The sequence below is a fragment of the Pseudomonas matsuisoli genome, assembly GCF_014647635.1.
GTDB classification, from domain to species: domain Bacteria; phylum Pseudomonadota; class Gammaproteobacteria; order Pseudomonadales; family Pseudomonadaceae; genus Pseudomonas_P; species Pseudomonas_P matsuisoli.
Map to the genome: position 1 here is coordinate 484180 of NZ_BMPO01000001.1, position 23416 is coordinate 507595.

Consider the following 23416-nt stretch of genomic DNA (forward strand, 5'->3'; position numbering starts at 1 on the left):
TCAAGACAGCCCCTCCAACCAGCTTTCAAGACCTGCAAAGGCCTCTCGATACGTTCGATCCAGCTGCAAGGGCGTAATCGAAACGTACCCTTGCATCACGGCGTGAAAGTCCGTTCCAGAACCGCCGTCTTCGGCGTCTCCCGACACCGAGATCCAATAGCCTTCTTTACCGCGCGGATTGACCTGCTTCACCGGAGGCTTGGCACGCGCACGATGCCCCAGACGAGTCAATTTGAACCCTCGAATGTGCTCGAGCGGCAAATTGGGGATGTTCACGCTCATGACGGTACGCGGCGGTACCTCTAGTTGATCGTGGCGCTCGACAAGCATCCGTGCGATACGCGCGGCGGCGTCGAGGTTATCCGGCAAACGTGACACCAATGAGAACGCGAACGCGGGGCGCCCCGCGAAACGGCCCTCGATCGCCGCGGCAACCGTACCCGAATACAAGACATCGTCCCCCAGATTCGCACCCAGATTGATTCCTGAGACCACCAGATCGGGGGACGAACCCAGCAGGCCGTTCAACCCCAGGTGCACGCAATCCGTAGGAGAGCCGTTCAGGCCGATGAACCCATTGGGCATGGTGACCGGGTACAGCGGACGATCGAGCGTCAGGGCGCTGCTGGCACCGCTCATGTCTTGGATCGGCGCGACAACGCTGCAGTCGGCATAGTCCGCCAGCGCGTCATGAAGCGCGGCGAGGCCGGGCGCATACACCCCGTCGTCGTTGGCGATCAGAATATGCATCAAATATCCATGTGTCCTACCGGCAAGAGTTCGACCAGTTCGCGAATGACTGAAGTCGCAAAGCAGCCGGACGGCAGGACGAATTCCAGTTGCAGAATGTCCGGGCCGGGATAATGCCACGCCAGGCCCTTTATTGGGAGGCGCAGTACACGCCGTTCATGCGTCAGACCAGCGGTCGTCAACCAGCGCGCAAGATCCGGATGCGCCTGCGCTACCTTCTGCTCCAATACGAATGTCTCGCCGGCAGCGGGCGAATCGCCCTCGCCCCAAAGGGGTCCCGTCGGATGCAGGTCCAGTATGTCCAAACGCGGATCCTGGCATTCCGCTTCACCGGCTGCGAAGAAGCTGCGACTGTCTGTGAACGAGAGCAAATCGCCAATGTGCGCAGTGTTCCAACTCTGCGCCGCAACCCGCATTGCCAACGTGCGGTTGAACAGCCAACTCCTGCCAGCCGAAAGCGTCCGCGAGCGCAGATTGCGTGAATGGGGTAGCTCCTGCTGAGCCGCGAACGACAACGCCGTGGCGACGTTACCGCCGTCATACCCGAAGCGCTGCGGACCGAAATAATTGGGCACCCCACCCGCGCTTATCTGCTGCAGCCGGGCATCCAGCGCAGAGCGATCGGCCTCAAGAGAGGTGAGCCGCAATACGAAACCATTGGCCGAATGGGCGCCACGCTGGAGCTTTCGCCCATGGCGGACCTGCCGCAGGATGCGCAGCTCATCGTCTTCTGCGCGCGCGAGATCAGGGTCTGCCTTGCCCGGCAGATGCAGGCTGAACCATTGCCGGGTCAACGCCTGCTTGTCCTTCAAGCCTGCGTAGCTGATCGCCCTTTGCGGTACACCCGCGGCGCGGGACAACCGGCGGACAGCATCCTCGGTATTCAAGCCGCGTTTTTCGACCCGCAGCCAAAGATGTTCTCCCTGGCCGGACAGCGGAATATCCAATACCTCATCAACTTGGAAGTCTTCGGCGACAGCCTTTAGTACAGCCGACCCACACGGCGGACCGTAAGCCCGAGGGCCAAGCAGTTCTTCTTCAGTCATCGTGGGAGCAACAGGGCGACGGCATGTACTTCGATACCCTCTTCGCGACCGACAAAACCCAGTCTCTCGGTCGTCGTGGCTTTGACATTGACGGCGTCGATGGAAATCTGAAGATCTTCCGCAATGGCTGCACGCATTGCATCGATATGAGGCGCCATTTTCGGCGCCTGTGCCGCGATGGTGACGTCGACATTGCCGACGCGCCACCCTTTGTCGAGAACGATGGCAACGACGTGGCGCAGCAATACGCGGCTGTCCGCGCCTTTGAAATTTGGATCCGTGTCGGGAAAGTGTTTGCCGATATCGCCGAGCGCAGCAGCACCGAGCAACGCATCGCTAAGCGCATGCAGTGCAACATCGCCATCCGAGTGCGCAACAAGGCCGTATTTGTGAGGAATCCGCACGCCGCCTAGGACAATGCTGTCTCCGTCGCCGAACCGGTGAACATCGTAGCCGTGGCCAATACGCATGATATGAACGCCCTACCTTTTGATCGGTGCGCATGATAGCCGAAAGCGGACGCTCTCCGCCCGATCAGGAGGTAGACCCGTCACGCCGGTTGCCGATGCACGGCGGCCGGGGTGTCGGATACCCGGCCACGCACCCGCCTGCCTGAGCCTGCAAACGAGATGCGCAGCCGGTCGAACGAGCCCCTAGCTATTGAGCGCCTTGGCGTGATACGCCAGGTGCTCGCCGATAAAAGACGCGATGAAATAATAGCTGTGGTCGTAACCAGGCTGCATCCGCAAAGTCAGAGGATGCCCCGCCGCTTTTGCCGCCGCTTCGAGCGCCTGAGGTTTCAACTGCCCCTCGAGGAAATCGTCACGATCGCCCTGGTCCACCAGAATGGGTAGTTTTTCGGTCGCTTCGGCCAGCAACGCGCAGGCGTCCCATTCACGCCAAAGCGTACGGTCATCGCCCAGATAATGACTCAGCGCTTTCTCACCCCACGGGCACTGCATCGGATTGGCGATAGGCGAAAACGCCGACACCGATCGATAGCGCCCAGGATTCTTCAGCGCACAGATAAGCGCCCCATGGCCACCCATGGAATGCCCTGCGATCCCACGCTTTTCGGACACGGGGAAATTACTTTCGATCAATGCCGGCAGTTCCTGCGTCACGTAGTCGTACATCCGATAGTGCCGCGCCCAAGGCTCGCGAGTCGCGTTCACGTAGAAGCCTGCTCCGAGCCCGAAGTCGTATGCACCGGCGGGATCGTCCGGCACCGACTCACCCCGCGGACTGGTATCGGGCGCGACGATGATCAACCCCAACTCGGCAGCGAGGCGCTGAGCACCCGCCTTCTGCATGAAGTTTTCATCAGTGCAGGTCAGCCCACTCAACCAATAGAGCACGGGCAATTTCTCGCCCTGCTCTGCCTGCGGCGGCAGATAGACGGCGAAGACCATGTCGCAATTGAGCGAGGTCGAGCGATGCTTGTAGCGCTTGTGCCAGCCGCCGAAGCTCTTGTTGCTAGAGACGATTTCCATGATTCCTCCCAGTCCGCGCAGCCTAAAGGCGAGGCTGCGCGCGTCAGTGATCAGTAATGAATGACGGAACGGATGCTTTTGCCTTCATGCATCAGCTCGAACGCATGATTGATCTCGTCGAGGCCCATGGTGTGAGTAATGAACGTGTCTAGTGGAATTTCGCCTTTCTGTGATTTTTCGACATAGCTCGGCAACTCCGTACGGCCCTTCACGCCACCGAAAGCGCTGCCACGCCAGACCCGACCTGTCACCAACTGGAAGGGGCGTGTGCTGATTTCCTGACCAGCACCTGCAACGCCGATGATCACGGATTCACCCCAGCCTTTGTGTGCGCACTCCAACGCCGCGCGCATTAATTGGACGTTGCCCACGCACTCGAAGCTGTAGTCGACGCCCCCATCGGTCATCTCGATGATCACGTCCTGGATGGGCTTTTCATGGTCCTTGGGATTGACGAAGTCGGTCGCACCGAGCTCACGCGCTACATCGAATTTGGCTGGGTTGATGTCGATGGCGATGATCTTTGAGGCCTTGGCCATCTTCGCGCCAATGATCGCCGCCAGGCCTATTCCGCCCAGGCCGAAGATAGCGACCGTCGCTCCCTCCTCCACTTTGGCCGTGTTAAGCACCGCGCCAATACCAGTGGTCACGCCACAGCCGAGCAAGCAGACCTTCTCGAGTGGCGCATCCTTCGGAATTTTGGCCAGCGAGACTTCCGGCAGTACGGTGTATTCGGAGAACGTCGAACAGCCCATGTAGTGATAGATAGGTTCGCCGTTGTAGGAAAACCGCGTCGTGCCATCAGGCATCAGCCCTTTGCCTTGCGTTGCCCGTACCGAGCTGCACAGGTTGGTCTTGCCAGATTTGCAGAATTTGCACTGGCCGCATTCGGCTGTGTATAGCGGGATGACTTGGTCGCCGACCTCCAACGAGGTAACGCCCTCGCCAACGGCTTCGACGATGCCGCCCCCTTCGTGGCCGAGGATGGAGGGGAAAACGCCCTCGGAGTCGGCGCCGGACAGGGTGTAAGCGTCAGTATGGCAAACACCAGTGGCGACAATACGTACCAGTACCTCGCCGGCGCGTGGCGGCGCCACGTCAACATCAACGATTTTCAATGGTTCATTAGGCGCGAATGCAACGGCAGCACGGGATTTGATCATGACGAGGATCTCTATTGTGGCGAAAAAACGAGTGTAAAACACATCTGAACTGGGACAATGCACTGCCTGCCAATTCATTAATGCCGTATAGGGATAATCATGGGATCATATCGCTGGGAAGGCATTGACGAGTTTGCAGCGGTCGCCCAGGAGGGCAGCTTTCAAGCGGCGGCAGACCGACTGCGGGTGTCGTCGTCCCACGTCAGCCGGCAAGTAGCGCGCCTCGAAGAGCGCCTGCAGACGCGCCTGCTGTACCGCACGACCCGTCGCGTATCGCTAACTGAGGCGGGCCGGACATTCCTGACGCGTTGCCAGCACCTGATCGATGAACGTGAGCAGGCGTTTTCGGTACTCGGGGAAATGCATCGCAGCCCCACCGGCTTATTGCGAATGACCGCAGCGGTGGCATACGGCGAGCGGTTCGTGGTTCCGTTAGTGAACGATTTCATGAGCCAACATCCGCAGCTAAAGCTTGAACTCGAACTCACCAACCGCACGGTCGACATCATCCAGGAGGGGTACGACCTGGCCATTCGACTGGGGCGGCTGACCGAATCGCGCCTTGTCGCCACACGCCTGGCGCCTCGCGCAATGCATCTCTGCGCAGCACCTGAATACATCGCGCGCTATGGCCGCCCGCATACCCTTTCCGAGCTGTCTCGGCACAACTGCCTGCTTGGAACGGGCGACATCTGGACGTTCGACCAGGGCGGACGTACCGTCTCCTTCCGCCCTGCCGGCAATTGGCGATGCAACAGTGGGCAGGCCGTACTGGACGCCGCGCTGCGAGGGTTCGGCATTTGCCAGCTGCCGGACTATTACGTGCAAGCGCCGCTGCAGACCGGCGACCTGGTTGCATTGCTTCCCGCAAGCCAACCACCGGACACCGCCGTGTGGGCCGTATACCCCCAGCAACGGTTGCTGTCCCCAAAGGTGTCGAAGCTCGTCGAAGCGCTCAAGGCGGGCCTTGCCGGTCGCCCGGAATACGCTGCAAACATTGGGCGCGCACCAGCGGTCAGGCCGGTTGGAACCGAGTAAGCCACTCCTCGTCGATATTTTCAGATGGTTCGAACAGGGCCATCGGCTTCATTCACAAGGAGCGAACTATGCAGATCCTGGTAAACGGCAACAGCAGCGTCGCCATTCCCATTCCATTCCAAGAGCGCATCCGCGCGAGTATCGAAGCGCAGGTCGGCCGATACGACGATCACCTCACTCGCATCGAGGTCCATTTGAACGACGAAAACGGTGGCAAAAGCGGCGCGCAGGACAAGCGCTGTCAGATCGAAGCGCGGGTCAAGGCGCACGAGCCACTGTCCGTCAGTCACAAAGCCGACTCGTTCGATCTCGCTATCGATGGCGCCGCCGGGAAACTCGGTCATGCCTTGGACCATACGCTCGGCAAGCTCCGCAAAACCTGAACCGCGCCACGGCCGACTGTTGCCCGCAGCACTCGGCAACACCCCTCGCGAAGGAGCGCCTGACAAAACGAGGAGAGAACGATGCTTCCCACATTGAATCAGGACACGATCAACCGCTTGATGACGCGCCGAGGCGCCCCGGCTTTATCGTTGTATCAGCCGACCCACCGTAGTTTTCCCGAACGCCAGCAGGATCCTATTCGCTTCCGCCACCTGGTCGAACGCCTTACCAACGCATTGCGCGAGCAGTTCCCAGACGGTCGCCATGATTCGATTCTGGAGCCCTTCCACGCCATACAGGCCGACCATGACTTCTGGAACCACAACCAGGACGGCCTCGCCATCTTCGCGGGTGAAGGGTATTTCGACGTCATTCGTCTCCAGCGCAGCGTGGTGGAACAGGCGATCGCCAATGATCGCCCTTATGTAAAACCGCTACTGCGTGTTGTGCAGTCCGCCGACCGCTATCAAATCCTTTGCCTTACCCGGGACGCGATTCGCCTCTTCGAAGGCAATCGCTATGCGCTAGACGAAATATCTGTTCCTGAAGACGTCGCCACGATGGAGGCGGCACTGGGCAGCGAAATGACACCACGAGGTCAGCATGGTTTCCCGCAGGGCTCGGGCCGCGCCAGCGAGCGGGGCGATGCCATGCAGCACAGCGCCGGTGGTGGCGGCAAGCAGGATGAAATCGACAAAGACCAGGAGCGTTATTTCCGCGCTGTCGATAAGGCAATTCTGGAACAGCGCACGCGCCCCTCTGGCCTGCCCTTGATCCTCGTTGCCTTGCCTGAGCAGCAAGCGCAGTTCCGCCGCCTGAGCCATAACGACCGGCTGCTACCCGACGGCATCGAGATGGCACCTGGCGCGATCGATTCTGGCGAACTCAAGGCGAAGAGCTGGGAGGTCATGCTTCCGCAGTACATCAAGCGCCTGGAGGGGCTGCTCGACCGTTACGGTGAGTCCCACGGTCAAGGGCTGGCAACGGATCAGTTGGAAGATATCGGTTCCTCGACGATCGGCAACCGCGTAGCGACATTGCTGGTAGAGGCGGACCGCGACATTCCGGCCTACGTGGACAGCGAAGATGGCTCGTTAATGCCGGCCAAAGAGCAAGGCGCGAACGCACCGGATCTACTGGAGGAATTGTCCATACGTGTCATCGAGCATGGCGGTGAAGTGATCGTCGTCCCACCGGACCGCATGCCTAGCCGAACCGGTGCCGCGGCAATCTACCGCTTCTAGCGTCAAACGGCGCCTGGGCAGCGTTGCCGTAGGGCGGGTGCAACCCGCGGAGTCATTCGTTTTGATATGGGTTGCAACCGCCCTACACGAGAGCAACGGGTGATCGCCGCTTTACGCGTCGCGCACTCCATTCGATTACGACCGATCGTTCTGCCAATGGCGTTGAAGCCATTCGAGATCGTCCGGTCGGGTCACCTTGAGATTGTCGGCCCGCCCCTCGATGAGTAGCGGGGCATAGCCCGCCCATTCCATCGCCGACGCTTCATCGGTAACCGCGACGCCAGCCGCCAATGCATCGGCTAGGCAATTCTGCAATTCACCCAAACGAAACATCTGCGGCGTAAAAGCCTGCCAGATGACGGAGCGATCGACCGTGGCGTGGATTCGACCATCCGCCCCTATCCGCTTGAGCGTGTCCCGCGCAGGTGCCGCTAAAATTCCACCGACGATATCGTTGGCACTGGCGCGAAGCAGTCGATCAAGATCGACGCGATGCAAATTGGGGCGTGCTGCATCGTGAACCAAGACCCAATCGCTTTCGGCAGCGCCTTGTTCGCTCAGCACCATGAGCGCGTTCAACACGGACGTGGCACGCTCTGCACCGCCGTCGGCACGTATGATTCGGTTGTCGGCCGCACACAGTAGCGCTGGCCAGTAGGCATCGTCGTTAGAAAGACTGACCACGAGGCCGAGCAGCCTGGGATGGCCCAAAAAACAATCGAAGGTATGTTCGAGGAGAGTTTTGCCTGCGATAGGTAAATACTGCTTTGGCCGATCGGCCCGCATGCGACTGCCTACGCCCGCGGCGGGAATAACCGCCCAAAAGGCGGGCAGCGACGAATCAGCCATGCTCATTCAGCCAACTGATAGAGCGTTTCGCCATCTTTGACCATGCCGAGCTCGTGCCGCGCACGCTCCTCGACGGTCTCCATGCCTTTCTTCAGCTCCATGACTTCGGCCTCAAGCACGCGGTTGCGCTCGATTAGTCGCTGATTTTCGCCATGCTGATCGGATATTTGGTGCTTGAGCTCCGTCACCTGAGCAAGGCTGCCTTCTCCCACCCACAATCGATATTGAAGGCCGAACAAGACAAGAACCAAGGCAAAAATGAGCCAGTAAGACGCTTTGGACATCGAAACACTTCTGCGCAAATGAAAAGGAGCGGCGTTTGCCGCTCCTTTTACCACTACAACTTCAGCCACGGAACTCGGAACGGCCGCGATAAGGTGCCTTTCCGCCAAGCTGCTCTTCGATACGGAGCAACTGGTTGTATTTGGAAACGCGGTCCGAACGGCACAGGGATCCAGTTTTGATCTGGCCCGCAGCAGTACCCACGGCGAGGTCTGCGATCGTTGAGTCTTCGGTTTCGCCGGAACGATGCGAGATGACCGCGGTGTAGCCAGCAGCCTTGGCCATCTGGATGGCTTCCAGCGTTTCGGTCAGCGAACCGATCTGGTTGAATTTGATGAGGATCGAGTTACCGACACCCTTTTCGATGCCCTCTTTGAGGATCTTGGTGTTGGTCACGAACAAGTCGTCACCGACGAGCTGAACCTTGGTACCGATCTTGTCAGTCAGGCCTTTCCAGCCATCCCAATCGGATTCGTCCATGCCGTCTTCGATGGAAATGATCGGGTAGCGCTCGGTCAAGCCCGCCAGGTAATCGGCGAAGCCGGCCGCGTCGAAAACCTTGCCTTCACCAGCCAGGTCGTACTTGCCGTCCTTGTAGAACTCGCTCGAAGCGCAGTCCAGGGCCAGGGTGATATCGGTGCCCAGCTTATAGCCCGCTTTCTCGACAGCTTCGGCAATCGCGCCCAGCGCATCTTCGTTGGAGCTCAGGTTCGGTGCGAAACCACCTTCATCGCCGACTGCGGTGTTCAAGCCGCGCGCTTTCAGAACGGCCTTGAGGTGATGGAAGATTTCCGCCCCCATGCGCAATGCATCGGCGAAATTCTTGGCACCAACGGGCTGAACCATGAATTCCTGGATGTCGACGTTGTTATCGGCGTGCTCACCGCCGTTGATGATGTTCATCATCGGAACAGGCATGGAGTACTGACCTGGCGTACCGTTCAGGTTCGCAATGTGCGCGTACAGCGGCAGGTCTTGATCTTGAGCAGCGGCCTTGGCCGCTGCCAGGGAAACGGCCAGGATCGCATTCGCGCCCAACTTGCCCTTGTTGTCAGTGCCATCGAGGTCGATCATCGCGCGGTCGATCGCCTGCTGCTCGACCGGGTCTTTGCCCAGCAGAGCGTCGCGGATCGGACCATTGATGTTGGCAACCGCCTTCAGAACGCCCTTACCGAGGTAGCGGCTCTTGTCGCCGTCGCGCAGTTCCAGTGCTTCGCGTGAACCGGTGGAGGCGCCAGACGGTGCGCAAGCGCTACCGACGATGCCATTATCCAGGATCACATCGGCTTCCACGGTGGGGTTGCCGCGGGAGTCGAGGACTTCACGTCCTTTGATGTCGACGATTTTTGCCATTGTTATCAGCACTCCAGGTTTGAAGATATTCGCTGCGCAGATCACAGCAGAACTGGGGGACAGACCACTGAAAATGGGGGCAGTTCAGCGGGCGGCCGGGAAAGCCCGGCATCGAAAATCAAGAAACGGCCATCAGGCCGTTTCTATAGGATCAAAACGCTTAACCAGCTCATCCAACGCCTTTAACTGCGCCAGGAAGGGCTCGAGCTTGTTGAGGCGAAGCGCGCAGGGGCCATCGCATTTGGCATTTTCCGGCTCCGGATGCGCCTCAAGGAAAAGGCCAGCCAACCCTTGACTGATCCCTGCCTTGGCGAGATCGGTCACTTGCGCACGACGACCGCCTGCCGAGTCCGCGCGACCACCGGGCATTTGCAACGCGTGAGTTACGTCGAACATCACCGGGTATTCGAAGCTCTTCATGATGCCGAAGCCGAGCATATCCACGACAAGGTTGTTGTAACCGAACGACGACCCGCGCTCGCACAGAATCAGCTGGTTGTTCCCTGCTTCTTCGCACTTGCTCAGGATGTGTTTCATTTCCTGAGGCGCGAGAAATTGCGCTTTCTTGATGTTGATCACCGCGCCCGTTTCCGCCATCGCGACCACCAGGTCGGTCTGTCGAGACAGGAAGGCCGGCAACTGAATGATGTCGCAGACCTCGGCTACCGGCTTTGCCTGATGTGGCTCGTGTACATCGGTGATGATCGGAACGTTGAAGGTCTTCTTGATCTCTTCGAAGATCTTCAAACCTTCCTCGAGGCCGGGGCCGCGAAAAGAGGTGACGGACGAGCGATTAGCCTTGTCGAAGCTGGCCTTGAACACGTAAGGGATGCCCAGCTTGCTCGTTACCCGGACGTACTCTTCGCAAATCGTCATTGCGAGATCGCGGGACTCGAGCACGTTCATGCCACCGAACAGCACCATTGGCTTGTCGTTGGCGATCTCGATTTCGCCTACACGGATCGTTTTCTGAGTCATGCTTTGCGCACCTTCTGAGCGGATGCCGCATTGACGAAGCCACTGAACAACGGGTGACCATCACGCGGGGTGGAGGTGAATTCCGGGTGGAACTGGCACGCCACGAACCAGGGATGATCAGGCGCCTCGACCACTTCCACCAACGCACCGTCGCCCGAACGACCCGAGACCTTGAGGCCTGCTTCTATCAGCTGCGGCAGCAGGTTGTTGTTGACCTCGTAACGATGGCGGTGACGCTCGACGATCACATCATTGCCATAGACGTCGCGGACCTTCGAGCCGGCTTCGAGCTGACACTCCTGCGCACCCAGTCGCATCGTCCCACCGAGGTCGGATGCCTCGGTGCGAATTTCGGTCGCGCCAGTCGCGTCCTGCCATTCGGTGATCAGGCCGATCACGGGGTGGCCACTGGCGCGGTCAAACTCAGTGGAGTTGGCATCGGTCCAGCCCAATACGCTGCGGGCGAACTCGATGACGGCGACCTGCATGCCCAGGCAAATGCCCAGGTATGGAATCTTGTTCTCGCGGGCATAGCGAACGGTGGCGATTTTGCCTTCTACGCCGCGCAGGCCGAAGCCGCCGGGGACGAGGATTGCATCGACGCCCTCGAGCAGCGCCGTACCCTTGGTCTCGATGTCTTCGGAGTCGATGTAGCGCACATTGACCTTGGTGCGGTTCTGAATGCCTGCATGGCTCAGGGCCTCGATCAGCGACTTGTACGCATCGAGCAATTCCATGTACTTACCGACCATGGCGATGGTGACGTCGCGCTCGGGATTGAGCTTGGCATCCACAACGCGGTCCCACTCGGACAGATCGGCACCGTTACAGGTCAGCCCGAAGCGCTCGACGACGAAATCGTCCAGGCCTTGCGCATGCAGAACGCCGGGAATCTTGTAGATCGTATCGACGTCTTCGAGGCTGATGACCGCGCGCTCTTCGACGTTGGTAAACAGCGCGATCTTGCGGCGCGATGACACGTCGACCGGGTGGTCGGAGCGGCAGATGAGCACGTCAGGCTGCAGGCCGATGGAGCGCAATTCCTTGACGGAGTGTTGGGTCGGCTTGGTCTTGGTCTCGCCCGCCGTGGCGATGTACGGCACCAAGGTCAGGTGCATGAGCATCGCGCGCTTGGCGCCCACTTCGACGCGAAGCTGCCGGATCGCCTCGAGGAATGGTTGGGATTCGATGTCGCCTACCGTACCGCCGATTTCCACCAGAGCGACATCGGCATCGCCAGCACCCTTGATGATGCGGCGCTTGATCTCGTCGGTAATGTGCGGGATGACCTGAATGGTCGCGCCCAGGTAATCACCACGGCGCTCGCGACGCAGTACGTCTTCGTATACGCGGCCAGTGGTGAAGTTATTGTTCTGGGTCATCGTCGTGCGGATGAAACGCTCGTAGTGGCCCAGATCGAGGTCGGTCTCCGCCCCGTCGTGCGTCACGAACACTTCACCATGCTGGAACGGGCTCATGGTGCCCGGATCCACGTTGATATAGGGATCCAGCTTGAGCATCGTGACCTTCAGGCCCCGCGCCTCCAGGATAGCCGCCAGTGATGCCGAGGCGATGCCTTTCCCCAAAGAAGAAACAACACCACCTGTGACGAAGATGTAGCGCGTCATAAGAACCCTAGATTTCAGCGTTAAAGCGGCAAGGCCGCGGGGAAGCGAGCGTGTCGAAGACACAAAAACGAACGACCACGAGTGCAGAGAGGCGCTCGCGGAAGCTGTATCAGGACGGGAGCGTAGTCTACGGGATAAGCGCCATCAGCTCAAACCCAAGTCACTCGTCGGAGGAATCCATTCGAATCGCGCGCCCTGGGCCTCTAGCGCCGACAGGCCGGGCAGATTGGCCACCGCGATGAGCCTTCCGTCTCGATATACGAGTGGCACACGCGCTCGGACGAACACCGGCAAACCACTTTCGTTAAAAAGACGCTTCAGATCACGACGACCGCGCCCTGGGATATCAAGCAGCTCACCCCCTTGCCGATAGAGCACCTCGAGCGCTCCGTTCAGCGACTCCCTTCCGGCCTGGCGCAGCGTGCCATTGCCTGGCAAGACGAGCGGTTGCCCGGTATTTTGCCAAGCATAGCTGTCGCCCCCGTGAGCGAACCGAAGCCACTCGCCCGACAGCCACCAAACGCGTTTACCTGAACGATGCAGTGCACCGGACTTGAGTCGCCAGACCGGTGCAGCCCCCGCCTGAGCATCCCGCAACGTGCGCCAGCCGTCCCAATGCTCGGTATCCGGCTGTTCGTTGAATTGTCTCAGCCAATGACGCATCGCATTACGCTGGCGGGGCTCGGACAACGTAGCGAGTGCGGGCAGAAACAATGAGGGCAATGACAGCCACGGCCAGGTACTGGGAATGCGCGCGCTTACCAAATCATCGTGGGCCAACTCATCCAGGAGGCCCTGAGCTTCAGCGAGATGCGCGGCCGCCCTAGCAGCGCTGGTACGCGCCTGCGGCCAACGTTCCACAGCAACAGGCAATAGTCGATGACGCAGGAAATTCCTCGCCATCGCAGCGTCTGCGTTGGATGGATCCTCGACCCAGGCGATACCTGCGCCTTTCATCTCATCCAGCAGCGCTTGCCGTGAAATATCCAACAACGGCCGAAACAGATGCCCCCGGCCAAGCGTCCGGGTCGCAGGCATTCCGGCCAACCCACGGACTCCGGCACCACGAAACAGACGAAAGAGAAATGTCTCGGCCTGATCGTCTCGATGGTGCGCCAGCATCAGCACTTCATCTGGACCCAGGATTTTATGAAATGCCGCATATCGTGCCTTCCGGGCATTCGCCTCCAGGCTCGGACCGGACGCCACGGTGACACGCACTGTTTTCAGCGGCACATCCAACGTTGCACACAGCTGCTCACAGTGACGAACCCAATCATCTGCTGAGGCTTGCAGGCCATGATGGACATGTATTGCAGAAACAGGGGGAAGCGCGTGCGAATGACGAAGCCGAGCCAGCAAAAGCAGCAAAGCCGTCGAATCCAGCCCCCCAGACAGCGCGACAACCCAACCCGGCGCACCGAGCCATGGCTGAAGGCCTTCAAGAAGACGGGAATCAAGGTCTTTCATCCTGCATCCCTTCTGGATTCGCAGTCCGTTCTGCCGATCGCCCAAGGCAGCTGTAGAAGCCCTGTTTACGTCTCTGACACAGCGCCATCGCACAGCAAACTCGATCTAGTGTAGGAGCGGGCTTGCCCGCGAATGCGGCAACACGATCAGCAAAGGCTTAGCGACTGAAATCGCTTTCGCGGGCGAACCCGCTCCTACAAAAGCTCCGGATACTTTAACGAACCTGTCATCTTGAAAAGCAGCCGTAATGCGCGTGAGTCTATGAGAAATCGCGATACCTGAAGCACCGCGACCGGACGACTCACACTCAGGCGACGCCGTAGCTCATCAAACGCTCGTAGCGCTGATCGAGCAGCGCGCTGCTGTCAAGCGCGTTGAGCTCAGCCAGCTGCCCAACCAGAAGTTCTCGAATGGATTGCGCGGCTTCCACCGGTGAGCGATGCGCGCCACCCAATGGCTCATCGATAACCTTGTCGACGATACCCAGGCCCTGCAAGCGCTCTGCAGTGATGCCCATCGCTTCAGCTGCGTCAGGGGCCTTATCGGCCGTTTTCCAAAGAATCGACGCACAACCTTCTGGCGAAATGACCGCGTAGGTGGAGTACTGCAGCATGTTGAGACGATCGCACACACCAATTGCCAACGCGCCGCCCGAACCGCCTTCACCGATAACGGTAGAAATGATCGGTGTTTTCAGTCGTGCCATGACGCGCAGGTTCCAGGCGATCGCTTCGCTCTGGCCACGCTCCTCGGCATCGATTCCCGGATAGGCACCGGGGGTGTCGATGAAGGTAAGGATCGGCATTTTGAAACGCTCAGCCATTTCCATCAGGCGACAGGCCTTTCGGTAGCCTTCCGGGCGCGGCATGCCGAAGTTGCGGCGGACCTTTTCGCGCACTTCGCGGCCCTTCTGATGGCCAATGATCATCACCGGTTGGTCTTCTAGACGCGCGACGCCACCCACGATGGCAGCGTCATCCGAGAAATGACGATCGCCATGCAATTCGTCGAACTCGGTAAAGATGTGGCTGATGTAATCCAGCGTGTAGGGGCGCTGCGGATGCCGAGCCAGGCGCGCGATCTGCCAGCTGGTCAGGTTGCTGAAAATGCTTTCGGTCAGCGACTGGCTCTTATCCTGGAGACGGGAGATTTCGTCACCAATGTTGAGCGAGTTGTCATTGCCCACCAGGCGCAGTTCTTCAATCTTGGCCTGCAGGTCGGCGATCGGCTGTTCGAAGTCGAGAAAATTAGGGTTCATAGGCATCCGTCATACGTCAGCGGCCATATCGGCCGGGCGGCTGATCCAGTCAAACGCCGTAAGATACGTGATCTGGCGTGCACCGGTCGACCAAAAGTGTCCATTCGATATCGAAAACATAGTGATATCAACGATAGTTCAAGAAGACGTTATCGCGACCGAACTGGTCACGCAGCGCCTGAATGAGGTTATCGGCGGGGTCGATTTTCCACTGATCACCAAATTGGAGCATCGCTTTGGCAGACGCCCCACTGTAGTCGAGCGTCACTGGGCACCCGCCGCGATGTCGGGTCAGGAGTTCCGCCATCCAGCGCAAGCGATCTCCCTGCAAGGCGCCGGCGGCCACCTTCACGCGCAGACTTTCGGCCAGCGATGTGCGAGCGTCTTCGAGCCCCATCACGCGCTTGGCCCGCAACCTCAGCCCGCCGGAAAAATCGTCCTGGCTGACCTCTCCTTCCACGACCACCAGCGCATCGGTCTGCAACAACGTTTGCGCGGCGTGGAAGGCTTCGGAGAACAAGGAGGCCTCGATGCGTCCTGAACGATCGTCCAGTGTGATGAAGCCCATCTTGTCGCCTTTCTTATTCTTCATGACGCGCAGGTTGACGATCAGTCCCGCGACCGTCTGATCCCCTCGCGACGGCTTCAACTCAACGATTCGTTGGCGAGCGAACCGGCGCACTTCACCTTCGTATTCGTCGATGGGATGGCCTGTCAGGTAAAGGCCCAGCGTCTCTTTTTCGCCACGCAAGCGTTCCTTGAGGGAAAGCTCCTTGGCGTTGCGATGGTTGGCATAGACATCGGCCTCAGGCTCGGCGAATACACCGCCGAACAGGTCCATGTGCCCGCTATCCTGGCTGCGCGCCGTCTGCTCGGCGGCGTGCACAGCTTCTTCCATAGACGCCAGCAACATGGCGCGATTCAGGTCGACGGTCGCCTGGTACGCCTTCAATTCGTCGTTGTAGTGGGGGCCAAGCCGGTCCAGCGCGCCGGAACGAATCAGCGCCTCGAGCGTGCGCTTGTTCACGCGTTTGAGGTCGATACGGCTGCAGAAGTCGAACAGATCCTTGAACGCGCCACCTTGCGCACGGCACTGGGTGATCTCTTCCACCGGGCCTTCACCGACCCCCTTGATCGCGCCAAGCCCGTAAACGATGCGGCCATCTTCGTTCACCGTGAACTTGAATTCGGACGTATTCACGTCCGGCGCATCGATGCGCAACTTCATGTTCCGGCATTCTTCGATGAGGATGACCACCTTGTCGGTGTTGTGCATATCCGCAGAAAGCACGGCCGCCATGAACTCGGCGGGATAATGCGCTTTCAGCCATGCCGTCTGGTAGGACACCAGTCCGTAAGCCGCCGAGTGCGACTTATTGAAGCCATACCCCGCGAACTTTTCCACCAGGTCGAAAATGTTGCCCGCAAGGTCAGCCGCGATGTTGTTGTTCGCACAACCTTCGATGAACCCGCCGCGCTGCTTAGCCATTTCCTCGGGCTTTTTCTTACCCATGGCTCGGCGCAGCATGTCCGCCTGACCGAGCGTGTAACCGCCCATGACCTGTGCGATCTGCATCACCTGCTCCTGATAGAGGATGATGCCGTAGGTGGGTTTCAACACCGGCTCGAGGCCCGCGTATTGGTAATCCGGATGCGGATAGGACAGCTCGGCGCGCCCATGCTTACGGTTGATGAAGTCGTCCACCATGCCCGACTGCAGCGGGCCGGGTCGGAACAACGCCACCAACGCGATCATGTCCTCAAGGCAGTCAGGTTTGAGCTTCTTGATGAGCTCTTTCATGCCGCGCGACTCAAGCTGGAAGACCGCCGTCGTCTCCGCCTTTTGCAGCATGTCGAAGGTCTTTTTATCGTCAAGCGGGATGAAGTCGATGTTGAGCGGGTCCTTCCCCTCTTCCGCCCGTTTCCGGTTAATGGTTTCCAACGCCCACTTGACGATGGTCAGCGTCCGCAGCCCGAGGAAGTCGAACTTCACCAGCCCCGCTTGCTCGACGTCGTCCTTGTCGAACTGGGTAACCAGGCCGGCACCCGTTTCATCGCAGGCAATGGGCGCGAAGTCGGTTAGTTTGGTCGGCGCGATGACCACACCGCCGGCATGTTTGCCAGTGCCGCGCGTGATGCCTTCGAGCCTGAGCGACATGTCCCAAATTTCTTGGGCTTCTTCGTCGGCCTTCAAGAAGTCTCGCAGGATTTCCTCTTGTTCGAACGCTTTTTCCAGCGTCATGCCGACTTCGAACGGGATCATCTTCGACAACCGGTCTGCCAGGCCGTAGGACTTTCCCTGGGCTCGCGCTACGTCACGCACGACGGCTTTCGCAGCCATGGTGCCAAAGGTGATGATCTGGCTGACCGCATTGCGCCCGTACGCCTCCGCGACGTATTCGATCACCCGATCCCGACCATCCATGCAGAAGTCGACGTCGAAGTCGGGCATCGAAACCCGCTCGGGGTTGAGGAAGCGCTCGAAGAGCAGGTCGTACGCCAGCGGATCCAGATCAGTGATCTTCAGGACATAGGCAACAAGTGAACCGGCACCCGAACCTCGTCCTGGCCCAACGGGCACGTCGTTATTCTTGGCCCACTTGATGAAGTCCATGACGATGAGGAAGTAACCGGGGAACCCCATCTGGATGATGATATCGAGCTCGAAATTGAGACGATCAATGTAGACCTGCTTCTTGGCGTCGTAGTCCGGCGTGTCCTCCGGCAGCAATACCGCAAGACGCTCTTCCAACCCTTCGAACGACGCATGTCGCAGGTAGTCATCGATACCCATGCCATTGGGCGTCGGGAAGTCCGGCAGAAAGTACTTGCCGAGCTGCACATCGATATTGCATCGCTTAGCGATCTCGACGGTGTTCTCCAAGGCCTCGGGCAGGTCCGAAAACAGCTCCCACATCTCTTCCGGAGATTTCAGGTACTGCTGATCAGAATATTGGCGGATGCGGCGGGGATCGCCCAGTGCTCGTCCCTCGCCAATGCACACGCGCGTTTCATGCGCCTCGAAGTCGTCCTGCTTGAGAAAACGCACATCGTTCGTCGCCACGAGCGGCGCGCGGAGTCGATCTGCCAGCGCCACCGCGGCGTGCACGTGCTCTTCATCACCGACGCGCGCCGTACGCTGAACTTCGAGATAGAAGCGCTCAGGGAAAACGTCCATCCACTCTTTCAGCAAGTATTCGGCCTTGCCGATTTCGCCTTCGAGCAGCGCCTTGCCGACTTCCCCTTCTTTCGCGCCGGAGAGCGCAATCAAGCCTTCGGCGGCATCCTTAACCCACTCACGCTGGATGATGACCAAGTCGTTGCTTTGCCCCTCCATCCAGCCACGCGAAATGAGCTCGGTCAGGTTGCGATAGCCCTTGGCGTTCATGGCTAACAGCGAAAAGCGCGTGAGCGGGCCGTCTTCGTCCGCACTGGCAAGCCACAGGTCGGCGCCACACAAAGGCTTGACGCCGGCGCCCATGGCCGCTTTGTAGAACTTCACCAACGAGCACATGTTGCTCTGATCGGTGACCGCAACAGCGGGCATACCGCCGCCGGCGACGGCCTTGACCAACGGTTTGACACGCACGATACCGTCGACGAGGGAATACTCGGTATGGAGGCGTAGGTGAACGAACTTGGCGACCATATGATTCCTATCGACAAATGAAAAAGTTGGCACGAATTGTACCGGGCATCTCGGGAAAACCGCAGCCGGGCAAATAGCCACTGCCCGATGGCGAGCCGTCAGACAGTGACCTGATAAAAGTAATGCTGCGGGTTCAAACCTCGCTCATGAGCAGCAAGGACACGCGTCGCTCAGGTGAGGCAGTACGGGAAGGCAAGGTGGCGCGTCAGGAACAGACGGCCGTAAGCTGGACCGCGTCCATACCGGATGCCCCTTGGATTTCAAGCGCTGCAGCGGCTTCGATCGCCAACCGCACCGGCGCAAATGAGCGACGATGTATCGGTGTGGCACCGAGCCGCGACAAGGCTTCCAGATGGACGGGCGTCGAATAGCCCTTGTGCGCGCCGAAACCGTAACCGGGGTACCGGGCGTCCATCTCGTGCATCTCGCGATCACGTGAGACCTTTGCCAGAATCGACGCGGCTGCGATTGCAGGTACCGTGGCGTCACCCTGAATGACCGGGGCCGAAGGGACCGCAAGTACAGGGCACCGATTTCCGTCGATCAGCGCAAGCTTCGGCACGATACTCAGCCCCTCCACCGCGCGTTGCATAGCCAACATCGTGGCATGGAGAATGTTGATCTCGTCGATTTCGTGAACGTCGGCTCGAGCGACGCACCACGCCAGTGCTTTTTTCTGAATTTCCAGCACAAGCGCCTCGCGACGCGCATGCGTCAGTTTTTTCGAGTCGTTTAACCCTTCGATGGGCCGCAACGGGTCGAGAATCACTGCCGCGGTCACGACCGGCCCACATAGCGGTCCCCGACCCACTTCATCGACGCCGGCGACAAGCTCTTCTACCAATGAAAAGTCCAGGCCTAGCTGCATGACTGCCTCCCTAGAAGATCGAGCACGGCGTCAGCCGCCTGCTCGGAAGCATTACGCTGCAATGAATGATGTATCTCGTCGAACCCTTGCGTCTGCGTTTCGCCATGGCTCAGCAATGGCAAGAGTGCTTCGACGAGAGCGTCAGGCGTCGCGTCGTCCTGAAGATACTCGGGCACCAACATACGTTGCGCGAGCAGATTGGGAAGCGACACGTAAGGGCTTTTCACCATCCGCCGAAGAATTCGATAGGTCAGCGGCGCCACTTTGTAGGCCACCACCATCGGTCGCTTGTACAGCAACGCTTCTAGTGTCGCGGTTCCGGAAGCGATCAACACCGCATCGCACGCGGCCAACGCATCGTGGGATTGGCCATCGAGCAGCGTCACCGATAGCGCCTTGCCCGCCAGCAACGGCTCAATCTGGGCGCGCCGCTCGGCATTGGCACACGGCAACACGAATTTCAAATCGGGCTCGAGCGTTTGCGCAAGCACCGCAGCATCCAGAAACAGCGGGGCAAGATGCGCGACCTCACCTCCTCGGCTCCCTGGCATTAGGGCGACTATGGGGGCCTCTTGGGGCAAGCCAAGTCGTCCTCTTGCGCCGCTACGATCTGGTAGAACAGGTATCGCATCAGCCAACGGATGACCCACGAAGCGAACGGCCACCTGGTGCTCTTCATAGAAGCGCGCTTCGAATGGAAACAAGGTGAGCATCAGGTCGCAGGCGTCACGTATCTTGAAAACGCGCTTTTGTCGCCAAGCCCAAACGGAGGGGCTCACATAGTGCGCCGTCTTGATCCCGGCATTGCGTAGCTTGAGTTCAAGGTCGAGATTGAAGTCGGGCGCATCGATTCCGATGAAGACGTCGGGACGAGCCTTCAGAAGGTCGGCCAATAGCTGCTTACGACGCTTCAAGAGTTCGAAGAGGCGGCCCAGTACTTCGATCAGGCCCATGACGGCCAAGCGCTCCATCGGAAAATAGGAGCGCAGCCCTTCGGCTTCCATACGTGGCCCGCCAACGCCGATGAACTCGACGTTCGCATGGCGCGCTTTGAGCGCGCGCATCAAACCCGCCCCGAGCAGGTCACCGGATGCCTCGCCGGCGACCAGTGCGATCCGAAGGGTTTTCATGGTTTAGCGGGTGATTCCGCGCTCCGAGGCGCGGACAGAGTCACGAAACATCGCGACTTCAGGATAGGCAGCGGCGCTTTCGGCAAGCTCCACGCAGGCTTCGTCCACGGTCAAGCCCTGGCGATAAACCACCTTGTAGGCTCGGCGAAGCGCGTGAATGGCGTCTGCGGTAAACCCACGGCGGCGCATGCCTTCGAAGTTCATGCTGCGGGCCTCCGCGGGATTACCAAATACCGTGACGAACGCTGGAACGTCCTTGCCAATGGCCGTTCCCATGCCGGAAAAACTGTACGCGCCAATGTGGCAAAACTGGTGCACCAACGTGTAACCCGACAGGATCGCCCAATCACCCACATGGACGTGCCCGGCCAGCGCCGTGTTGTTGACGAGAATACAGTGGTCACCGATGACACTGTCATGACCGACGTGGACGTATGCCATCAACAGGTTGTGGTCACCGATGGTCGTCTCGTTACGGTCCTGCACCGTACCGCGATGAATGGTCACCCCTTCGCGAATAACGTTGTGATCGCCAATGACCAGGCGAGTCGGCTCGCCCTTGTACTTGAGATCAGGGGTGTCCTCGCCAACAGACGAGAACTGATAAATCCGATTGTGACGCCCGATGACCGTTGGCCCCTTGAGCACCACATGGGGGCCAATCACGGTCCCCTCACCGACTTCCACGCCCGGCCCGACGATGGACCAAGGGCCGACTTGAACGTCGTCGGCAAGCCTGGCACTCGGGTCGATAATGGCGCGAGAGTCAATCAGACTCATAGTCTACGTTCCGCACAGATGATCTCACCCGAGCATACGGGTTTGTCATCGACCGTAGCCTGACACTCGAATTTCCAGATTCCACGCTTGACGCTGAGGAATTGAGCATCAAGCTGCAGCTTGTCGCCGGGCAGAACGGGTTGTCGAAAACGCAGTTTATCCGAGCCGACGAAGTAGTAGAGCGTGCCATCCGAAGGGCTCGCCGACATCAACTTGAACCCCAACAGCCCGGCCGCCTGGGCCATGGCTTCGATGATCAACACACCCGGCATGATTGGGTGCTGTGGGAAATGCCCATTGAAGAAGGGTTCGTTGATACTGACATTCTTATAGGCACGAATACGCTTGGCTTCGAGGTCCAGCTCCGTTACCCGATCCACGAGTAGGAAAGGATAGCGATGCGGTAGAAGCTCACGAATTTCGTTGATGTCCATCATGTCCAGAAAAGCCTGTAGTCAAAAGAGAAGATGCGCGGAAGACCAATCAGGCTTCTGATGAAGGATTTTCGTCCGGGGTCACGGCCGCCAGGCTCTTTTCCACCTTACGCAACCGGCGCGCCATGTCATCCAGCTGGCGAAAACGAGCAACGCTCTTTCGCCACTCGCCAGAAGGCTGCAAACCCGTGCCGGACGAATAGGACCCAGGCTCAGTGATAGAGCCCGTGATCATGCTCATGCCGCTCACGAATACGTTGTCGCATATTTCGAGATGCCCGGCGACGCCAACGGCTCCTGCGATCATGCAATTGCTGCCAATACGCGTGCTGCCTGAAATACCCACGCAGGCAGCCATGGCGGTGTTGTTACCGACCTGCACGTTGTGCCCGATCATGATCTGGTTATCCAGCTTCACGCCGTCACCCAGAACGGTATCTGCCAGAGCACCGCGGTCGACGGTCGTGTTGGCGCCGATCTCGACGTCATCGCCCAGTACTACGCCGCCCACTTGAGCGATTTTTTTCCATTCGCCCTTGTGATTGGCAAAACCAAAGCCTTCACCGCCGATGACTGCTCCAGACTGTATGACGGCCCGACGCCCAATCACGACATCGTGATACAGCGTTACACGAGGTGCCAGCCAGCTGCCTTCGCCGATCACGCAACGTGCGCCTACGACCGTCTGTGGGCCGAGAGTTACATTCGCGGAAATGCGCACGCCCGCCTCGATCACGACATAGGGCCCGATACTGGCTGTTGGATCGATGACGGCGTCTTCCGCCACCACTGCGGTGGGGTGCACACCTGGCTTGCCTTTCGGCTTGCGATCGAAGAGGTGCGAAAGTTCGGCATAGGCGAGGTAGGGATCGTCGACGATCAGTACGTCCCCCTGGAACGCATCCGCATCTTCCGCTTTGAGCATCACTGCCCCTGCCTGGCATTCCGGCAGGTGCTTACGGTATTGGGCACTGGTCACGAAGGCGAGCTGAGAGGGCCCCGCTCCCGACAACGACGCGATGCCCGTGATCTCACGATCAGCCGCGCCTCGCAACTGGGCACCGATGCGCGTCGCAAGTTCGCCGAGGGTATAAACGATAGCCGTCATATCAACGAAGCTGGTTCATGCGCTCGATGACCTGGCGCGTGATATCGAACTGAGGTTTTACGTCAACGATCGAGCCACGCTCGACGACCAGGTCATAGTTACCTTTCTTGATAACTTCTTCGACGGCCTGATCCAGCTTGGGCTTGAGCTGCTTCAACATATCGCGGTCAGACGCTGCCTTCGCTTCGTTCAACTCCTTGGACTGGAATTGGAAGTCGCGCGCTTTCTGTTTGAATTCCAGCTCGAGGCGCTCACGCTCGGCATCCTGCATCTTCTGTCCGGCTTTTGCGACCGTATCCTGAATACGCTTGGCATCCCCTTCCAGCGCCTTCAGCTTGTTGAGCTGGGGCCCGAATTTCTTCTCAGCGTCGACCGCGTACTTCTTTGCGGCGTCCGATTCCAGAAGCGCCATTTGGTAGTTCAGCACCGCGATCTTCATTTCGGCAAAGGCCGGTGTGGCGATCATAGTAGCGGTGATCAAAATGAGTTGTGTCAACTTACGCACGCTGCG

22 protein-coding genes are annotated in these 23416 nt (G+C 59.2%); 3 read left to right on the top strand and 19 right to left on the bottom strand.

Annotated features, from left to right (window positions below):
- The 5 genes from surE to IEY47_RS02270 form a co-directional block, all read right to left on the bottom strand.
- The gene (gene surE / locus IEY47_RS02250; RefSeq protein ID WP_188981501.1) at positions 1 to 750 is read right to left on the bottom strand and encodes a 5'/3'-nucleotidase SurE; all 750 of its coding nucleotides are present in this window, start codon (positions 748 to 750) and stop codon (positions 1 to 3) included.
- The gene (gene truD, locus IEY47_RS02255; RefSeq protein WP_188981502.1) at positions 750 to 1796 is read right to left on the bottom strand and encodes a tRNA pseudouridine(13) synthase TruD; all 1047 of its coding nucleotides are present in this window, start codon (positions 1794 to 1796) and stop codon (positions 750 to 752) included. The genes surE and truD overlap by 1 nt, the downstream gene beginning before the upstream one ends.
- Entirely contained in the window at positions 1793 to 2266 is a 474-nt protein-coding gene (gene ispF, locus IEY47_RS02260; protein WP_188981503.1) for a 2-C-methyl-D-erythritol 2,4-cyclodiphosphate synthase, read from the bottom strand. Before ispF ends, truD begins: the two co-directional genes overlap by 4 nt.
- A gap of 183 nt (positions 2267 to 2449) precedes the next feature.
- A complete protein-coding gene (gene fghA, locus IEY47_RS02265) occupies positions 2450 to 3289 on the bottom strand; it encodes an S-formylglutathione hydrolase (RefSeq protein ID WP_188981504.1) in 840 nt (279 codons plus the stop codon).
- 50 nt (positions 3290 to 3339) lie between these two features.
- Entirely contained in the window at positions 3340 to 4452 is a 1113-nt protein-coding gene (locus IEY47_RS02270) for an S-(hydroxymethyl)glutathione dehydrogenase/class III alcohol dehydrogenase (protein ID WP_188981505.1), read from the bottom strand.
- A gap of 99 nt (positions 4453 to 4551) precedes the next feature.
- On the opposite strand from IEY47_RS02270, the gene IEY47_RS02275 reads away from it, so the two are divergent.
- The 3 genes from IEY47_RS02275 to IEY47_RS02285 all read left to right on the top strand — a co-directional run bounded on the left by IEY47_RS02275 (position 4552) and on the right by IEY47_RS02285 (position 7118).
- Positions 4552 to 5490, top strand: a complete 939-nt coding sequence (locus tag IEY47_RS02275; protein WP_188981506.1) for a LysR family transcriptional regulator — start codon at positions 4552 to 4554, stop codon at positions 5488 to 5490.
- A gap of 68 nt (positions 5491 to 5558) precedes the next feature.
- Entirely contained in the window at positions 5559 to 5873 is a 315-nt protein-coding gene (locus tag IEY47_RS02280; RefSeq protein ID WP_188981507.1) for an HPF/RaiA family ribosome-associated protein, read from the top strand.
- Between the two features lie 81 nt (positions 5874 to 5954).
- Positions 5955 to 7118, top strand: a complete 1164-nt coding sequence (locus IEY47_RS02285) for a baeRF3 domain-containing protein (protein WP_188981508.1) — start codon at positions 5955 to 5957, stop codon at positions 7116 to 7118.
- A 135-nt stretch (positions 7119 to 7253) separates the two neighbouring features.
- Here the strand turns inward: IEY47_RS02285 and ispD are convergent, their stop codons facing one another.
- From ispD to IEY47_RS02355, 14 genes are all read right to left on the bottom strand, one after another.
- Positions 7254 to 7967 (bottom strand): 2-C-methyl-D-erythritol 4-phosphate cytidylyltransferase, encoded by a 714-nt coding sequence (ispD, locus tag IEY47_RS02290; protein WP_188981509.1) that lies wholly within the window; start codon positions 7965 to 7967, stop codon positions 7254 to 7256.
- A 2-nt stretch (positions 7968 to 7969) separates the two neighbouring features.
- Positions 7970 to 8251, bottom strand: coding sequence for a cell division protein FtsB (gene ftsB / locus IEY47_RS02295; RefSeq protein ID WP_188981510.1), 282 nt, complete (start codon positions 8249 to 8251; stop codon positions 7970 to 7972).
- Between the two features lie 61 nt (positions 8252 to 8312).
- Entirely contained in the window at positions 8313 to 9602 is a 1290-nt protein-coding gene (gene eno, locus IEY47_RS02300; protein WP_188981511.1) for a phosphopyruvate hydratase, read from the bottom strand.
- A 132-nt stretch (positions 9603 to 9734) separates the two neighbouring features.
- Entirely contained in the window at positions 9735 to 10580 is an 846-nt protein-coding gene (gene kdsA, locus IEY47_RS02305; RefSeq protein WP_188981512.1) for a 3-deoxy-8-phosphooctulonate synthase, read from the bottom strand.
- Positions 10577 to 12208: a CTP synthase gene (pyrG, locus tag IEY47_RS02310; RefSeq protein WP_188981513.1), complete on the bottom strand. Its 1632-nt coding sequence runs from the start codon at positions 12206 to 12208 to the stop codon at positions 10577 to 10579. The genes kdsA and pyrG overlap by 4 nt, the downstream gene beginning before the upstream one ends.
- Positions 12209 to 12352: 144 nt before the next feature.
- On the bottom strand, positions 12353 to 13678 hold the full coding sequence (gene tilS / locus IEY47_RS02315; RefSeq protein ID WP_188981514.1) for a tRNA lysidine(34) synthetase TilS: 1326 nt from the start codon (positions 13676 to 13678) through the stop codon (positions 12353 to 12355).
- Between the two features lie 307 nt (positions 13679 to 13985).
- The gene (gene accA, locus IEY47_RS02320; RefSeq protein WP_188981515.1) at positions 13986 to 14936 is read right to left on the bottom strand and encodes an acetyl-CoA carboxylase carboxyl transferase subunit alpha; all 951 of its coding nucleotides are present in this window, start codon (positions 14934 to 14936) and stop codon (positions 13986 to 13988) included.
- A gap of 127 nt (positions 14937 to 15063) precedes the next feature.
- Positions 15064 to 18585, bottom strand: a complete 3522-nt coding sequence (gene dnaE, locus IEY47_RS02325; RefSeq protein ID WP_188981516.1) for a DNA polymerase III subunit alpha — start codon at positions 18583 to 18585, stop codon at positions 15064 to 15066.
- Positions 18586 to 18790: 205 nt separating this feature from the next.
- On the bottom strand, positions 18791 to 19453 hold the full coding sequence (gene rnhB / locus IEY47_RS02330) for a ribonuclease HII (protein ID WP_188981517.1): 663 nt from the start codon (positions 19451 to 19453) through the stop codon (positions 18791 to 18793).
- Positions 19444 to 20583: a lipid-A-disaccharide synthase gene (gene lpxB, locus IEY47_RS02335; RefSeq protein ID WP_188981518.1), complete on the bottom strand. Its 1140-nt coding sequence runs from the start codon at positions 20581 to 20583 to the stop codon at positions 19444 to 19446. The genes rnhB and lpxB overlap by 10 nt, the downstream gene beginning before the upstream one ends.
- 3 nt (positions 20584 to 20586) lie before the next feature.
- Positions 20587 to 21363 carry an acyl-ACP--UDP-N-acetylglucosamine O-acyltransferase gene (gene lpxA, locus IEY47_RS02340; protein ID WP_188981519.1) on the bottom strand — a complete coding sequence of 259 codons (777 nt, stop codon included), beginning with the start codon at positions 21361 to 21363 and terminating at the stop codon, positions 20587 to 20589.
- Positions 21360 to 21800 (bottom strand): 3-hydroxyacyl-ACP dehydratase FabZ, encoded by a 441-nt coding sequence (fabZ, locus tag IEY47_RS02345; RefSeq protein ID WP_188981520.1) that lies wholly within the window; start codon positions 21798 to 21800, stop codon positions 21360 to 21362. The genes lpxA and fabZ overlap by 4 nt, the downstream gene beginning before the upstream one ends.
- A 46-nt stretch (positions 21801 to 21846) precedes the next feature.
- A complete protein-coding gene (gene lpxD / locus IEY47_RS02350; protein WP_188981521.1) occupies positions 21847 to 22905 on the bottom strand; it encodes a UDP-3-O-(3-hydroxymyristoyl)glucosamine N-acyltransferase in 1059 nt (352 codons plus the stop codon).
- 1 nt (position 22906) lies between these two features.
- Entirely contained in the window at positions 22907 to 23410 is a 504-nt protein-coding gene (locus IEY47_RS02355) for an OmpH/Skp family outer membrane protein (RefSeq protein WP_188981522.1), read from the bottom strand.
- Positions 23411 to 23416 lie beyond the last annotated feature (6 nt).